Annotated in this window: 14 protein-coding genes; 6 read left to right on the top strand and 8 right to left on the bottom strand. The window is 72.3% G+C overall.

Annotated elements, in window-relative coordinates; all coding sequences use genetic code 11:
- The first annotated feature begins 63 nt into the window (after positions 1 to 63).
- From leuC to leuB, 4 genes are read left to right on the top strand one after another with little or no spacing between them, the layout of a single operon-like run.
- Positions 64 to 1479, top strand: a complete 1416-nt coding sequence (gene leuC, locus AC1G9L_RS05435) for a 3-isopropylmalate dehydratase large subunit (protein WP_019801584.1) — start codon at positions 64 to 66, stop codon at positions 1477 to 1479.
- Positions 1479 to 1661 carry a hypothetical protein gene (locus AC1G9L_RS05430; RefSeq protein ID WP_010344479.1) on the top strand — a complete coding sequence of 61 codons (183 nt, stop codon included), beginning with the start codon at positions 1479 to 1481 and terminating at the stop codon, positions 1659 to 1661. The genes leuC and AC1G9L_RS05430 overlap by 1 nt, the downstream gene beginning before the upstream one ends.
- A complete protein-coding gene (gene leuD, locus AC1G9L_RS05425) occupies positions 1661 to 2239 on the top strand; it encodes a 3-isopropylmalate dehydratase small subunit (RefSeq protein WP_017914017.1) in 579 nt (192 codons plus the stop codon). Before AC1G9L_RS05430 ends, leuD begins: the two co-directional genes overlap by 1 nt.
- Entirely contained in the window at positions 2229 to 3290 is a 1062-nt protein-coding gene (gene leuB, locus AC1G9L_RS05420) for a 3-isopropylmalate dehydrogenase (RefSeq protein WP_019801210.1), read from the top strand. The genes leuD and leuB overlap by 11 nt, the downstream gene beginning before the upstream one ends.
- Positions 3291 to 3469: 179 nt before the next feature.
- Here the strand turns inward: leuB and AC1G9L_RS05415 are convergent, their stop codons facing one another.
- The 8 genes from AC1G9L_RS05415 to AC1G9L_RS05380 form a co-directional block, all read right to left on the bottom strand.
- Entirely contained in the window at positions 3470 to 6478 is a 3009-nt protein-coding gene (locus tag AC1G9L_RS05415) for a two-component regulator propeller domain-containing protein (RefSeq protein ID WP_481070433.1), read from the bottom strand.
- A 114-nt stretch (positions 6479 to 6592) separates the two neighbouring features.
- Complete coding sequence (locus AC1G9L_RS05410; protein WP_481071022.1) at positions 6593 to 7969, bottom strand: ATP-binding protein; 1377 nt, start codon at positions 7967 to 7969, stop codon at positions 6593 to 6595.
- 17 nt (positions 7970 to 7986) lie between these two features.
- On the bottom strand, positions 7987 to 8664 hold the full coding sequence (locus tag AC1G9L_RS05405; RefSeq protein ID WP_010344484.1) for a response regulator transcription factor: 678 nt from the start codon (positions 8662 to 8664) through the stop codon (positions 7987 to 7989).
- A gap of 21 nt (positions 8665 to 8685) precedes the next feature.
- A complete protein-coding gene (locus AC1G9L_RS05400; RefSeq protein WP_481070432.1) occupies positions 8686 to 9339 on the bottom strand; it encodes a tetratricopeptide repeat protein in 654 nt (217 codons plus the stop codon).
- A complete protein-coding gene (locus tag AC1G9L_RS05395; protein ID WP_010344486.1) occupies positions 9336 to 10154 on the bottom strand; it encodes an SDR family oxidoreductase in 819 nt (272 codons plus the stop codon). The genes AC1G9L_RS05400 and AC1G9L_RS05395 overlap by 4 nt, the downstream gene beginning before the upstream one ends.
- Entirely contained in the window at positions 10154 to 10831 is a 678-nt protein-coding gene (locus AC1G9L_RS05390) for an iron-containing redox enzyme family protein (protein ID WP_019801718.1), read from the bottom strand. The genes AC1G9L_RS05395 and AC1G9L_RS05390 overlap by 1 nt, the downstream gene beginning before the upstream one ends.
- The gene (locus AC1G9L_RS05385) at positions 10828 to 12321 is read right to left on the bottom strand and encodes an AMP-binding protein (protein ID WP_481070431.1); all 1494 of its coding nucleotides are present in this window, start codon (positions 12319 to 12321) and stop codon (positions 10828 to 10830) included. Before AC1G9L_RS05385 ends, AC1G9L_RS05390 begins: the two co-directional genes overlap by 4 nt.
- Positions 12318 to 12974, bottom strand: a complete 657-nt coding sequence (locus tag AC1G9L_RS05380; protein WP_019800272.1) for a thermostable hemolysin — start codon at positions 12972 to 12974, stop codon at positions 12318 to 12320. The genes AC1G9L_RS05385 and AC1G9L_RS05380 overlap by 4 nt, the downstream gene beginning before the upstream one ends.
- A 222-nt stretch (positions 12975 to 13196) precedes the next feature.
- Here AC1G9L_RS05380 and AC1G9L_RS05375 point away from each other — a divergent pair, with 222 nt between their 5' ends.
- Both AC1G9L_RS05375 and AC1G9L_RS05370 read left to right on the top strand, forming a co-directional pair.
- Complete coding sequence (locus tag AC1G9L_RS05375; protein ID WP_481070430.1) at positions 13197 to 13856, top strand: TetR/AcrR family transcriptional regulator; 660 nt, start codon at positions 13197 to 13199, stop codon at positions 13854 to 13856.
- Between the two features lie 134 nt (positions 13857 to 13990).
- On the top strand, positions 13991 to 14650 hold the full coding sequence (locus AC1G9L_RS05370; protein WP_010344493.1) for a protein-L-isoaspartate O-methyltransferase family protein: 660 nt from the start codon (positions 13991 to 13993) through the stop codon (positions 14648 to 14650).
- The last annotated feature ends 5 nt before the right edge of the window (positions 14651 to 14655 follow it).

Below are 14655 nucleotides of genomic sequence, written 5' to 3'. Positions count from 1 at the left end.
TCCTCGTGCACGCTCGCCTTCGCTCGCCCTCCCCGCCCAGCTTTCCTGCCAGGTAGTTCCGCAATGTCCGCCACTCCCCGCACTCTGTACGACAAGCTGTGGGACGCGCACGTCGTCGTCCCCGAAAGCGCCGCCGCCCCGGCGGTGCTGTACATCGATCTGCACCTGATCCACGAAGTGACCTCGCCGCAGGCGTTCACCGAGCTCAAGACGCGCGGCCTGGCGCCGCGCCGGCCCGACCGCACCAAGGCGACGATGGACCATTCCACGCCGACCCTGCCGCGCGGCGCCGACGGCAAGCTGCCGTACTACACCCCGGCCTCCGAGGCGCAGGTGGACATGCTCGCGCGCAACTGCGCCGACTACGGCATCGAACTGTTCGACATGGGCTCGGACAACCGCGGCATCGTCCACGTGATCGCGCCGGAGCAGGGCTTCACCCAGCCCGGCATGACCATCGTCTGCGGCGACAGCCACACCTCCACGCATGGCGCGTTCGGCGCGCTGGCGTTCGGCATCGGCACCAGCGAGGTCGGCCACGTGCTCGCCACGCAATGCCTGCTGCAGCGCAAGGCCAGGACCATGGCGATCACCGTCGACGGGCCGCTGGCGCCGGGCGTCGGCGCCAAGGACGTGATCCTGCACATCATCGGCGTGATCGGCGTCAACGGCGGCACCGGCCACGTGCTGGAATACCGCGGCTCCACCATCGAAGCGATGGACATGGAGCAGCGCATGACCCTGTGCAACATGTCGATCGAGGCCGGCGCGCGTGCCGGCATGGTCGCGCCGGACCAGGTCACCTTCGACTGGGTCGCCAACACCCCGCGCGGCCCCAAGGGCGCCGACTTCGACGCCGCCGTGCAGCGCTGGTCGGAGTTGCGCAGCGATCCCGGCGCGCGCTTCGACGCCGAGGTGCACATCGATGCGCGCGAGATCCGCCCGACCCTGACCTGGGGCACCCACCCCGGCACCGCGATCGCGGTGGACGTGCCGATCCCGGCCGCACAGGATCCGGCGGCGCAGAAGGGCCTGCACTACATGCACCTGGAAGCCGGGCACGCGCTGATCGGCACGCCGGTGGACGTGGTGTTCGTCGGTTCCTGCACCAACGGCCGGCTCAGCGACATGCGCGCCGTGGCGCAGGTGCTGCGCGGGCGCAAGGTGGCGCCGCACGTGCGCATGCTGGTGGTGCCGGGTTCGGAGATCGTCAAGCGCCAGGCCGAGGCCGAGGGCATCCACGAGGTGGTGCGCGCGGCCGGCGCGGAATGGCGCGAGTCCGGCTGCTCGATGTGCATCGCCATGAACGGCGACCTGGTGGCGCCGGGACAGCTGGCGGTGAGCACCAGCAACCGCAATTTCGAGGGCCGTCAGGGCCCGGGCTCGCGCACCCTGCTGGCCTCGCCGCTGACCGCGGCCTGGGCGGCGGTGAACGGCAAGGTCAGCGATCCGCGCGCGCTGTTCGCGGAGGTCGCGTGATGGCGTCGCACATCGCCGCGTTCGCGGCCACGCTGACCTTCGTCGCCACCACCACCCGCGCCTTCGCGCACCGCCACCAGCCGCTGCTGCCGCCGCACGTGCCGCCCGTGGCGCTGCCGCCGCCCGTGGCCGACGCCGCGGCACCCGCCCTCGACTCCGTCGCTTCCCAGGAGACCCCGTGATGGCCGGCTTCGCCACCCTCACCTCGCGCAGCGTGGTGCTGCGCCAGACCAACATCGACACCGACCAGATCATCCCGGCGCGGTTCCTGTCCACCACCGAACGCGCCGGCCTCGGCCGCCACGCCTTCAACGACTGGCGCTGGCAGGCCGACGGCACGCCGAACCCGGAGTTCGCCTTCAACCAGGCGCACAACGCCGGCCGCCAGATCCTGCTGGCCGGGCGCAACTTCGGCTGCGGCTCCTCGCGCGAGCATGCGCCGTGGGCGCTGACCGACCTGGGCCTGCGCGCCATCGTCAGCAGCGAAATCGCCGACATCTTCCGCAACAACAGCCTCAAGAACGGCCTGCTGCCGATCGTGCTGGCCGAGGACGACGTGCAGACGCTGATGCAGCGCCCGGACGACGAACTGACCGTGGACGTGGCCGCGCGCGAACTGCGCACGCCCGACGGCCGCGTCTACGCCTTCCCGCTCGACGCGTTCTCGCAGACCTGCCTGCTCGAAGGCGTGGACGAGATGGGCTACCTGCTGCTGCGCCAACCCGACATCGAACGCTACGAGGCCACCCATGCACGCTGACATCGTCGTCCTGCCCGGCGACGGCATCGGTCCGGAAGTCGCCGCCGCCGCGGTCGCGGTGCTGCGTGCCGTCGCCGCGCGCCACGGCCACGACTTCCAGTTCCACGAACACGACATCGGCGGCATCGCCATCGACCGCCACGGCGAGCCACTGCCGGCGGCCACGCTGACCGCCTGCCAGGGCGCCGACGCGGTGCTGCTGGGCGCGGTCGGCGGACCGAAGTGGTCCGATCCCAACGCCAAGGTGCGCCCCGAGCAGGGCCTGCTGGCGATCCGCCGCGGCCTGGGCCTGTTCGCCAACCTGCGCCCGGTCAAGCCGCACAAGGCGGCGCTGGACGCCTCACCGATCAAGCCGCACCTGCTGCAGGGCGTGGACATCGTGGTGGTGCGCGAACTGACCGGCGGCATCTACTTCGGCGACAAGACCCGCAGCGCCAGCGACGCCAGCGACCTGTGCCGCTATACCGTCGCGGAGATCGAACGGGTGCTGCGCAGCGCGTTCCGCCTGGCCCGGCAGCGCCGCAACCACGTGGTCTCGGTGGACAAGGCCAACGTGCTGGAGACCTCGCGGCTGTGGCGCGACGTCGCCGCGCGCATCGGCCGCGAGGAATTCCCGGACGTGCGTCTGGAACACCAACTGGTCGATTCGATGGCCATGCACCTGCTGGCCAAGCCGCGCGAGTACGACGTGATCGTCACCGAGAACATGTTCGGTGACATCCTCACCGACGAAGCCTCGATGCTGGCCGGCTCGCTGGGGCTGCTGCCGTCGGCCTCGCTGGGCGACGGCCGCATCGGCCTGTACGAGCCGATCCACGGCTCGGCGCCGGACATCGCCGGCAAGGGCATCGCCAATCCCTACGCGACCATCCTCAGCGCGGCGCTGCTGCTGCGCCACTCGCTGGGCCTGGACGCCGAAGCAGTGGTGATCGAGCAGGCGGTGGATGCCGCGCTCGAGGCGCAGGCGTTCACTGCCGATCTCGCCGCGCCCGGCCAGGGCATCTCCACCGAGGCGGCCACGCAGGCGGTATTGCAGCGCCTGCAAGGCTGATCTGCGCCGGCGCACTGGCGCCGGCCGCCTCCCGCCCGCCGCGACGATGCGGCGGGTGCGGAACGCCCCACTGGAATACCCCACGCGCTTCGCGGCGCCTGCCTGGCGCCTGCGCGCGCTGCCCACGCAACCTGCGTCGCCGCGCAACCGACGCGCTGCGTCCGTGTGGCGACAGCGCCCTAGCCGACCACCCGATCGCGGCCTTCGCGTTTGGCCTGGTACAGGAGCTTGTCGGCCTTCACCAGCAGGTCGCGGCGCGTGCGCAGGGTCGGCGACACGCAGGCGAAGCCGATGCTGGCGGTGAAGCGCACTGCGCGCCCGTCGTCGTCGTACAGCACCAGGTCGGCGATGCGCACGCGCAACGCATCCAGGCGCGCACGCGCCGGTTCCTGGTCCAGGCCGGGCAGCACCAGCAGGAACTCCTCGCCGCCATGGCGCGCGGCGAACGCCTGCTCGCCGAGGCTGGCGCGCAGCGCCTCGCCGACCCGGCGCAGCACCTCGTCGCCGATCTCGTGGCCGTACGCGTCGTTGATCTTCTTGAAATGGTCGATGTCCAGCAGCGCCACGCACAAGGGCGTGCGCGTGCTCAGCGCCCGCTCCAGCGCCGCGTTGAGGTAGGGATCGCCGGTGCGCCGGTTGGGCAGGCCGGTCAGGGCATCGTGACCGGCCTGGTAGGCGAGCTTGCGCACCAGATCCTCGCGTTCGAGGTTGGCCAGCTTCAGGGCCAGGTTCTTGGCCTTCAGCTCGTGAGTGCGCTCGGCGATGATGGTGTTGAGGCGACGCTGGCGGCGCCGGTAGCGATGGCTGCGGCCGCGGTACCACCACAGGATCAGGCCGGTCGCGCACAGCGCCACCAGCACCACGAACGGCCAGCGCTCCCAGAACGGCGGCACCACCTGCAACTGCAGCGAGGCGCTGCCGATGCGATCGCTGCGCGACCAGTCCAGCGGGCTGGTCATCGCCTGCACGTCCAGGCGATAGCTGCCCGACGGCAGGTTGGTGTAGACGGCCTCCTCGTTGCTGCCGGCATCGACCCACTGGCGGTCGAATCCCTGCAGGCGGTAGCGGTAGCGCACCTTGTCCGGCGAGCGGAAGCTCAGCCCGGCATAGCCGACCGCGAGCCGGGCGACGCCGCCGTGCAGGCGGTACTCGCCCCGCAGCGGCTGCGCCACGCCATCCACCTGCACGTGCGAGATCACCAGCGGCGGCGCACGCACGTCGCGCCGGCTCGGCAGCGCCGGATCGATCAGCGCCAGGCCGGCCGAGGTCGGGATCAGCAATATCCCGTCGCGGCTGCGCCAACCGGCCGGCGCGGTGCTGCCGTTGCCCTGCACGCTGGGCATGCCGTCGCTGCGATCGACCACGTCCACCGCCAGGGTGCTGCGCTGGCCGGCGTCCAGTTCCGCCAGACGCGCACGCGCGATGCGCAGCACCCCGCGATTGCTGTTGGCCCACAGGTTGCCGTTGCCGTCGTCGAGCAACCGGAACAGCTTGTCGCGCGGCAGGCCGACGCTGTGGTCGTAGATGCGCCACTGCCCGCCGCGCAGCCGCAGCAGGCCGCGGTCGCTGGCGACCCACATCGTGCCGTCGGCATCTTCGAGGAAGTCGAAGGCGTTCTGCGCCGGGAAGCCGTGGCCGCTCGGCCGCGCCCGCAGCGTGCCGTCCGCGGCGAGCGTGGCGATGCCCTGGCTGGTGCCGATCCACAGCACGCCGGCGCGGTCGCGGTACAGCGCCTGCACCTGCCGCCCCGGCAAACCGTCGGCGCTGCCGTAGGCCCGCGTGCGATCGCCCTTGCGGTACAGCAACCCCTCGTTGCCGCCGATCCACAGGCCGCCGTCGGCGTCGGCCAGCAGCGCGCGCACCATGCTCCGCGGCACGCCCGCGGCCACGCCCAGGCGCTGCCGGATGCTGCCGTCGGCCGACAGCAGCAGCAGCACGCCCTGGTCGTAGGTGCCGACCCACATGCCGCCGTCGCGCGCGGCGGCCAGCGCCAGCACCGACGGATCGCGGCCCGCGCGCTCGCTCAATCGCACCGCATGGATGCGGCCGCCCTGCCAGCGGTCGAGACCGGCGGCATGGCCGATCCAGATCGCGCCATCGGCGTTCTGCTGGACCACGCGCACGTAGTCGCTGCCCAGCCCGTCCTGGCGGGTCAGGCCGCCGGCGTCGCCCTTGGCGACGCGGAACAGGCCTTCGGTACTGCCGGCCCAGACCAGGCCTTCGTGATCCTCGATCAGCGCCGGGCTGACCACGCCGGAAATCGACAGCACTTCGTCGCTGGCGCCGTTGCCGGCGCGCCGCAGCAGTTGTCCGCTGGACAGGCTCATCCACAGGTGGCCGTCGCGGTCCTGCAGCGCGGCATCGACGCGCTGGCCGCGCCGCAGCCATTGCAGGCTGTCATCGGCGCCGAGCCAGAACACGCCCTCGTCGCTGGCCGCCAGCAGGCCGCCGTGGCGGTCGGGGGCCAGGCGCCGGATCGACGCCGTGCGCATCGCCGCCGCCCCCCAGCGCTGCGCGCGCGTGCCATGCGCGGTCAGCCGGAACAGCCCTTGCGGCGTGCCCACCAGCACCGCATCGCGGTAGCGCAGCAGCGCGGCGATGCGGGTCCTGCCCAACCCCGCGGCGGCGCCGGCATCGACCAGGCGGCCGTCGGCCTCGATCCGGAACAGGCCGTCCTCGCTGCCCACCCACAGCCCGCCATCGGCATCGCGCAGCATGGCGGTGACCCGCAGCCGTTGCGCGCGCGCATCGCCCAGATGCTCCCAACGCCCGGCGGCGTAGCGGAACACGCCGTCGTAGGCGGTGCCGACCAGCATGCCGCCGTCGGCGTCGGCGAGCAGCGCGAACACCCCCGACAGCTCCATGCCCGGCGTGTTCTGCCGATCGAAGACGGTGAAGGCGCGGCCGTCGAAACGCGCCACGCCCTCCCAGGTGCCGACCCAGATCATGCCGTCGCGGTCCTGCGCCAGCGCGTGCACCAGGTTGTGCGGCAACCCTTCCTGCATGGTCCAGCGCGCGATCACCGGGCGCTCGAGCACCGCGCGTTCGGTCAGCGGCGCGGCCGGTTCGGCGCGCGCGACGACACTGGCGCAGCACAACGCCAGCAACAGGCACAGACCCACGCCCAGGCGGCGACACAGCGCGTACGCGCCGTCGCGAATATCGTGACGCCGATCCCCCTGTTCCATCCTTTCCGAATCACACCGGTAACGGCGCGCGGGTACCCCCCTGTGGGCAGATGGCTAATCTATCACCGCCTGTTCGGCGCCGATGTCAGGGTGTTCCTGACGCCCAGGCTGCATTCACGGCGGCAGCGGCAGGGTCACGCAGACGCGCAGGCCGCCCAGGGCCGGGAAGGTGTCCAGGGTCACCTCGCCGCCGTGCGCGCTCACCACCTCGCGCACGATCGCCAGGCCCAGGCCGCTGCCCTCCACGCCGCTGCCCAGTTCGCGGTGGAAGCGCGCGAACACCCGCTCGCGCGCCTCGGCCGGGATGCCGGGGCCGGAATCCTCGACGCTGAAGCAGACCGCGTCGCGCCCGGCGCACAGCGCCACCTCGACCTGCCCCTGCGGCGGCGCGTAGCGCAACGCGTTGTCGATCAGGTTACGCACCAGCGCCGACAGCGCCGCCTCGTTGGCTGGCAGCCGTGCCGGGTCGTTGCGGCGCAGGTGCAGGTGCTGGCCGCGGCGCGCGGCCAGGTCGTGCGCCTCCTCCACCTGCAGCGCCACCAGCGCGTCCAGCGCCAGAGGCGCCAGCGTCGCGGCGGCAGCCCCCGGCTCGACCCGGCTCAGGGTCAGCAACTGCGCGACCAGCCGCTCCACCCGGCGCACGCTGGCGTCCAGGTGCCGTTGCGAGTCGGCGCGCTCGTCGGCATCGCGGGCCTGCCGCAGGTTGTCGGCGTGCACCTTCAGCGCGGCGATGGGGGTGCGCAGCTCGTGCGCGGCATCGGCGATGAAACGGCGTTCGCGCTCCAGCGCGGTCTGCAGGCGCCGCATCAGCCCGTTGACCGCGGCGACCAGGCCGAGGATCTCGCGCGGCACGCCCCGCAGCGGCAGCGGCTCCAGCCGCTGCGGGTCGCGCTCGCCGATCTCTTGCGACACCCGGCTCAACGCGCCGCTGGCCCAGTTCACCAGCAGCCACACCAGCACCACCAGCACCGGCAGCGCCAGCAGCAGCGGCAAGGCCGTGCCCAGCGCGATGTCCTCGGCCAGCTCCTCGCGGATATCGGCCTGCTCACCGGTCTGGAACCAGCGCCCGCCCGGCGAGCGCAGGCTGAAGGTGCGCCAGCGGTCGCCCTCCAGGGTCACGTCGGCGAAGCCGGCGCGCAGCGGCGCCAGTTGCCGGGTCGGCCCGCTGTCCGAGCGCAGCAGCAGATGGCCGTTGCCGTCGCGTACCTGGAACGCCAGCTTGCTTTCGTAGGCGTGCCCGGTGCGGAACGCCAGCGCCTCGCCCACGCCCTGCGCCTGGCCATGCCAGCCGCGGATCACGATGGCATCGCCGGCCGGCCCCAGCCGCGACAGATCGTCCAGCGGCTCGTCGACCAGGCTCATCAGTACCCGCGAGGACTGCACCAGCTTGGCGTCGAACATCTCGCCGGCCTCCTGCAGGCCGGCGCGGTAGCTCAGCAGCGCGGTCAGCGCGAACACCGGCACCACCACACCGAGCAGGCCGCCCAGCAAGCGTCGCCGCATCGAGCTCATGGCGCGGCCGTGGCGGCCTGGGTGTCGAGCGCGTAGCCGACCCCGCGCACGGTGCGGATCAGCGCCGGATCGAGCTTGCGCCGCAACTGGTGCACGTGCACGTCCACCGCGTTACTGGCCACGTCCTCGTCCCAGCCGTACAGCCGCTGCTGGATCGAATCGCGGGCGATGGCACGGCCGTGGCGCTCGGCCAACAGCCACAGCAGGGCGAACTCGCGTCGGGTCAGGTCCAGCGCACGGCCGCGCCAGCGCACCGCCAGGCGCTCCGGGTCCAGGTGCAGCGCACCGATCTCCAGCTGCGGCGTGGCGCGGCCGGCGCTGCGCCGCAGCAGCGCACGCGTGCGCGCCAGCAGTTCGGTGGTGTCGAAGGGCTTGCCCAGGTAGTCGTCGGCGCCCACGTCCAGGCCCAGCGCGCGATCGGCCGGCCGTTCGCGCGCGCTGAGCACCAGGATCGGCACGTCGGCGCCGAGCTGGCGGGTGCGCCGGATCACCTCCAGCCCGTCCATCCGCGGTAGCCCCAGGTCCAGCAGCACCAGGTCGATCTCGCCATCGCCGATCGCGGCCAGCGCGGCGGCACCGTCCTGCACCCAGTCCACCGAATAGGCGGCGCGGCGCAACGCGGTGCGGATGCCTTCTCCCAGCGACAGATCGTCTTCCACCAGCAGGATGCGCATGGCCGCAGTGTGGGCGGCGGCTCAGCGGCTGGCAAGATGCGGCTCGACCTCGCGCAACGCCGCCTGGATCTGCTGGCGGCGGCCGTGGTCGGCCACCTCGCGCCCGGGCCGCGGCGGTGCCGCCAGGGCCTTGCGCAAGGCCGCGGCAGCGCCGCTCCAGTCCTTCTGCGCGCGCAGGAAATCGCCGTAGAAGTAGTTGGCGTCGATGCCGTCCGGATCGTACTGCAGGCCCTGCTGCAACAAGGTCCGCGCCTTGGCGTCGTCGCCGAAGCCGACCGGCCAGCCGGGCACCTGGTAGTACAGCGCGCCCAGGCTGGTGCAGCCGGCGCCGTTCAAGGCGGCCGGGTCCAGGGCCAGCGCCTGCTCGAAATCGCTGCGGGCGCGCTTGACCAGGGCGAGCGCGCCGAGTCCACCGCGTTCATTGGCCTCGCTGGACAGCACGATGCCCTCCCAGATCAGCGCCGCCGGATCCCGGGGCGACGCCTGCCGGGCCACGCCCGCCTGCGTGGCGAGGCGGGCGTAGGCCTGCAGGCGCTGCGGCTTCGGCGTCTGGTAGGCGACCTGCGCCCACTGGTCGCGCACCGCGGCCACCGCCGGGTTCAGTGGCGCGGCAGCGGCCGCCCCCAGCGGCAACAGCGCAAGCAACAACGACAGCGCACGCAGACGGACGTTCATCGGGCATCTCCAAATCGGGAAGGAGCGCGCGCGGCATGCCGGCGCACCACGGGCAACTGCGCTTTCAAACTGCGGTCCACCAGTCCCGGCAAGGCGCCGTTGAGGCGGGCGAAGAGCTTTTCCGGCCAGCCGATCTGCAGGCGCCGGTCGCCACGTTCGATCGCCTGGCGCAGCGCACGCGCCACCCGCTCGGGCGTATCGGCGCCGACCTTCAGCTCCTGGTTCATCGCATCCACCTGCGCGGTATTGAACGCGGTGCGGGTGGCGCGCGGCGCCAGGTACTGGAAGCGCACATGGCTGTCGGCGTACTCGCGCGCCAGCGCCTCGAACAGGCCGCGCAGGCCGAACTTGCTGGCGCTGTAGCCGGCGAAGCCGGGGAACCCCAGGCTGCCGAAGGTCGAGCCGACCGCCACCACCGTGGCCTGCGGCTGCGCCTGCAGCAACGGCAGCAGCGCGCGCACCAGCAACATCGGCGCCATCAGGTTGGTGTCCAGCAGTTGCCGCAGATCCTGCTCGGACTGCTCGGCGAACAGGCCGAAACCGCTCTGCGCATGCGCGATCAGCAGCAGCGACGGACGGATCGGCAAGGCCGCGGCGGCACCGAGCAACTGCGCGCGCCCGGCCGGCGTGGACAGGTCCAGCGGCAGCGGCAGCACCCGCCCCTGCGGATGCCGGCCGGCGACCTGCGCCAGCCGCACCGGGTCGCGGCCGACCGCCAGCACGCAGGCGCCGGCGGCCACCAGTTCGTCGCACAGGGCGGCGCCGATGCCGCCGCTGGCGCCAGTGAGAATCACGCTGCGTCCGTTGAGATCCATCATGCGGCCTCCGCCATGGACAGCGCCGGCTGTACGCGCAGGCTGCGGAAGATGTCGCCGTACAGGCCGTAGAAGCGCTTGGCCGCGTGCACCACGGCGCGCTGGTCGTCGGCGTCGTCGAGGCGGTCCATCAGGCCTTCGAAGAAGCCGGCATGCTCGATATCCAGGTCGCCGTGCGAGCGCAGGTAGCTGAAGGCGTTGCGCGGCAGGCCCAGCGAGGTCTCGATGCTCTCGGCCGCGCGCGTGGCCAGCGCCACGCTGGTGCCTTCCAGCACCAGCACCATGCCGAAGAAGCCCACCGGATTGCCGCGGGCGATGGTGTCGTAGGCGTAGGCCACCATCAGCTCGGTCGCCGCCGAGGGCATCGACGCCGCGGCCGCGGCACGGTCGGCGCCGCAGGCGGCCAGGTCGTCGAGGATCCACTCCTGGTGGCCCAGCTCTTCCTCGATGTACTCGGCCACCGCGCTGCGCAGCCACTCCAGCCGCGCCGGCAGGCGCGCGCCGCAGGCCATCAGCAAGGGCACGGTGTGGCGCACGTGGTGATAGGCCTGGCCCAGGAAGGCGACGTAGTCGGCGCGGGCGATCTGCCCGGCCAGGGCGGTCTGGATGATCGGAATGGCGATCAGGTCGGCGCGTTCGGCCTGGGTCTCGGCGAGCAGCCGGGCATGGAAACTCATTGGAAGGCTCCTGGGGCGGGATCGGTTTCGAGTTCGGCGTAGCGCTGCGCCACGGCGTCGGCGTAGCGCTGCAGGATGGCGTCGCGGCGCGGGCGGCCGTTGCCGGTGAGCAGGCCGTCGGCAGCGCTGAACGGCGCGGCGGCGCGCACGAAGCCGGCGACACCGGCGTAATCGGGCAGGCCGGCATTGACCTCGGCCAGCGCCCCTTGCAGCGCGGCGTCGTCTTCGCCGGCGCGGCGCGGCCACAGCACCGCCAGGTTGTGCGCGCGCGCCTCGCCGCACACCACCGCCTGCGCGATCAGCGGATGCTGCAGCAACTCGCTTTCCACCCACTCCGGCGAGACGTTGCGGCCGAACGCGGTGATGAACACATGCTTGCGGCGGCCGGTGATGTGCACGAAGCCATCGGCGTCGACATGGCCCAGGTCGCCGGTGGCGATCGGCCCCGGCGCCGGACCGGGGGCGCCCAGGTAGCCGAGGCAACGCACGCCTTCGATCTGCAGTTCGCCATCGACCACCTGCACCCGCGCATGCGGCAGCGGTCGCCCGACGCTGCCCAGGCGCTGCGCCTCGGGGCGGTTCAAGGCCACCACCGAGGCGCATTCGGTCAGGCCGTAGCCTTCGAACACCGGCAACTGCAGCGCCGCCGCACGGCGCAGCAGGCCCGGGCCGACGCGGCCACCGCCGACCGCCAGGTAGCGCAACGAGGCGGGTAGCGGCACGCCGCGCTCGGCGGCCATGACCAGCCCCAGCAGCAACTGCGGCACCAGGATCACGCTGTGCGGCTGGTAGCGGTGCAGGCAGGCGATCAGGGTCGGAATGTCCAGTCCTGCAGCGCCGCTGTAGCCGATCTCGGCCAGCGACGGCAGCGCGATCTGCGCGCCGGACAGCAGCGGCGCGTACAGGCCGCCGACGTTTTCCAGCAGCGTCGACAGCGGCATCAGGCACAGGTGCCGGCGCGGCGCCAGCGCCGAGGCCGCGTCGGCCAGCGAGCCGGCCACCTGCAGCAGCGCCTCGGCACTCAGGCACACCCCCTTGGGCTGGCCGGTGGTGCCGGAGGTGTAGGTGATGCAGCCGGTGCCCGCGGGCAGAGCCACCGGCGCCTGCGCCAGGCGCCGGCCGGCCAGGCCCGGCTCCGGCAGGCGCAGCGCCTCGCCGTCGAGATCGGCCAGCGCCGGACCCGGCGCCGCGATCAGCCCCTGCGCACCGCTGCTGGCCAGGGCGTACTGCACCTGCGCCGGACTGAAGAAGGTCGGCAGCGGCACATGCACGCCGCCACTCAGGCGGATCGCCAGGTCCAGCAGCAGCCACTCGGGGCCGCTGTCCAGGCGGCTGGCCACGCAGTGCAACCCATGCCGCTGCAGCGCATCGGCCAGGCGCCGGGCGCGCTCGAGCAGATCGCGCTCGGGCAGCGCCCCATCGGCGTAAAGCACGCGCGCGTCGTCGCCGCGCAAGCCGGCCAACAGGTCGGCGACGCTCGGCGCGCTCACGGCGCCCCCGCCAGGCAGGCGCGGAAGGTCGGCAGCGTGCCGTGGCGTGGTTCCGCCTCGCGCTGCAGGAAGGCGTGCCCGGCGGCGATGTCGCCGAACATCAGCCGCGGCTGCGCCGCGTAGTAGTCGCCCCAGTCGCTGGGGTCGTCGCGCAGGTCCTGGCCGCGCGCCTCGCCCAGTTCCACGGTCGCCAGGTGCAGGCGGTCGAAGGCGTTGCGCAGTTGCCGGGTCGCCACGAACAGCACCCAGCGCAGGCCGGCGCCATGCAGGGTGCAGGTCAGTGCGCGGATCATCGCCCGCGCATCGCCGGCGTGCTCGGCGGCGAAATTGCCCACCTCCACCAGTTCGCTGCGCACCACCCGCCGTGGCATCCGCTCGGCGATCGCCAGCTCGGCCGGCTGCGCCAGGTACTGCTCGACGAACAGCGGGCCCTCGCTGGCGCAGCGCAGGCCCAGCGCGGCCTGCAGGCGACCGTCGGCGCCGTGGTAGGCGAGCAGGTGCGGGAGGAAACCGCGCAGGACCGCGCCGTAGCGCTCGCGGTAGACCCGGGCGATGAAGGCTTCGACCTGCGCGCGGTCGGGATGCAGGGCATCCACCAGCACGGGGTCGGCGAAGCGGAAACCGGAAGCGGCGGAGAGGGGGACGATGGCCATGGCGGGCATCGTCCGGGGCGCCGATTAGGCGACCATGAGCCCGATGTTAGGCAAATGTAAGCCGCGCATAAGCAAAGCATTGGACGCCGTTGCCGCCGTCCCCCAGACAGTCCATTGCCCGCCTGCCCCATCCGGTCCGCGACGCCGGCCGAACGCAGCGTCACAATAATGAACCAACGGGTCTAGTATAAATATCGAACCGACTGGTCTAGTATTGCCGCCATGGTCAGCAAATCGCCCGCCGCCGCCAAGCCCTCCTCCCGTCCCGCCGGACCCGGCCGCCCCAAGGACATGGGCAAGCGCGCCGCGATCCTGGAAGCGGCCCGGGAGATGTTCACCGAACTGGGCTTCGGCGGGGTCAGCATGGACGGTATCGCCGCCCGCGCCGGCGTCTCCAAGCTCACCGTCTACAGCCACTACGGCGACAAGGAGACCCTGTTCGCCGAGGCGGTGCGCGCGCAATGCCAGGCGCTGCTGCCGGACGACCTGTTCGGGCACGCGCTCAAAGGCCCCCTGCGCACCCAGTTGCTGGACATCGGCCAGGCCTTCTTCGCCATGATCAGCAGCGAGGCGGCGATGGCCACCCACCGCATGATGCTGACCCCCGGCACCGGCGACGACCACGTCCGCGAGATGTTCTGGAATGCCGGCCCCAAGCGCACCCAGCAGGACCTGGCCAGGTTGCTGCAGGCCCACGTCGCCGCCGGCGAACTGGACATCGCCGACCTGGACCTGGCCGCCTCGCAGTTCTTCTGCCTGGTCAAGGGCGAGCTGTACTCGCTGATGATGTGCGGCCTGTGCCGCGACGCCAGCCAGGAGCGGATCCGCGCCCATGTCGAGGCCAGCATCGACTTCTTCCTGCGTGCCTATGCGGCGCGCTAGCCCGGCCGCCCGGCCGCTCCCCGGCGCCGATGACTTCCGGCACTGCGCGCCGGGCCGTCCGGCGGCGATGCTGCGGCATACGCCCGGCCTCCGTGCCGGCTAAAATGCCCGGCCCTCCGCGTTGGATGCCCGAAATGACGATCGACTACTCCCAAGCCCGCGAAAAGATGGTGGAACAGCAGGTCCGTCCCTGGGACGTGCTGGACCTGCGCGTGCTCGACGTGCTGTCGCGGCTGCCGCGCGAGACCTTCGTGCCGCCGGCCCACCGCGCCGTGGCCTACGCCGACCTGGAAATTCCGCTGGGCCACGGCCAGTTCATGATGAAGCCGGTCATCGAAGGCCGCATGCTGCAGGCCCTGGACCTGCAGCCGGGCGAGGACGTGCTCGAGATCGGTACCGGCAGCGGTTTCGTCAGCGCCTGCCTGGGCGAGCTCGGCCGCGAAGTGGTCAGCCTGGAGATCGAGCCGGCCCTGGCCGCCGCCGCGCGCGCTAACCTGGACGCCGCCGGCCTGGGCAGCAACGTCCGCATCGAGACCGCCGACGCTTTCGCCTGGAACAGCGAGCGCCGCTTCGACGTGGTCTGCGTCACCGCCGCGGTCACCGAGATCCCGGCGCAGTTCCTGGCCTGGCTGCGTCCCGGCGGGCGCCTGTTCGCGATCCGCGGCCGCGCGCCGGTCATGGAAGCGGTGCTGGTGCATGCCGAGGCCGGCGCGCCGCGCACGGAATCGCTGTTCGAAACCGACCTGGCGTACTACCTGCGAGGCGCAGCGCCAGTCCCCCAGTTCACATTCTGATCCAT

It is taken from the genome of Xanthomonas sp. NCPPB 1132, from assembly GCF_056629235.1.
Note: the sequence above shows the minus strand (reverse complement) of the source record. Positions and strands in the feature narration are given on the sequence as shown.

What these genes read in the sequence shown, in the direction of transcription:
- leuC (WP_019801584.1), top strand. Translation starts at nt 64, where the DNA reads ATGTCCGCCACTCCCCGCACTCTGTACGACAAGCTGTGGGACGCGCAC.
- AC1G9L_RS05430 (WP_010344479.1), top strand. Translation starts at nt 1,479, where the DNA reads ATGGCGTCGCACATCGCCGCGTTCGCGGCCACGCTGACCTTCGTCGCC.
- leuD (WP_017914017.1), top strand. Translation starts at nt 1,661, where the DNA reads ATGGCCGGCTTCGCCACCCTCACCTCGCGCAGCGTGGTGCTGCGCCAG.
- leuB (WP_019801210.1), top strand. Translation starts at nt 2,229, where the DNA reads ATGCACGCTGACATCGTCGTCCTGCCCGGCGACGGCATCGGTCCGGAA.
- AC1G9L_RS05415 (WP_481070433.1), bottom strand. Translation starts at nt 6,478, where the DNA reads ATGGAACAGGGGGATCGGCGTCACGATATTCGCGACGGCGCGTACGCG.
- AC1G9L_RS05405 (WP_010344484.1), bottom strand. Translation starts at nt 8,664, where the DNA reads ATGCGCATCCTGCTGGTGGAAGACGATCTGTCGCTGGGAGAAGGCATC.
- AC1G9L_RS05400 (WP_481070432.1), bottom strand. Translation starts at nt 9,339, where the DNA reads ATGAACGTCCGTCTGCGTGCGCTGTCGTTGTTGCTTGCGCTGTTGCCG.
- AC1G9L_RS05395 (WP_010344486.1), bottom strand. Translation starts at nt 10,154, where the DNA reads ATGGATCTCAACGGACGCAGCGTGATTCTCACTGGCGCCAGCGGCGGC.
- AC1G9L_RS05390 (WP_019801718.1), bottom strand. Translation starts at nt 10,831, where the DNA reads ATGAGTTTCCATGCCCGGCTGCTCGCCGAGACCCAGGCCGAACGCGCC.
- AC1G9L_RS05380 (WP_019800272.1), bottom strand. Translation starts at nt 12,974, where the DNA reads ATGGCCATCGTCCCCCTCTCCGCCGCTTCCGGTTTCCGCTTCGCCGAC.
- AC1G9L_RS05375 (WP_481070430.1), top strand. Translation starts at nt 13,197, where the DNA reads ATGGTCAGCAAATCGCCCGCCGCCGCCAAGCCCTCCTCCCGTCCCGCC.
- AC1G9L_RS05370 (WP_010344493.1), top strand. Translation starts at nt 13,991, where the DNA reads ATGACGATCGACTACTCCCAAGCCCGCGAAAAGATGGTGGAACAGCAG.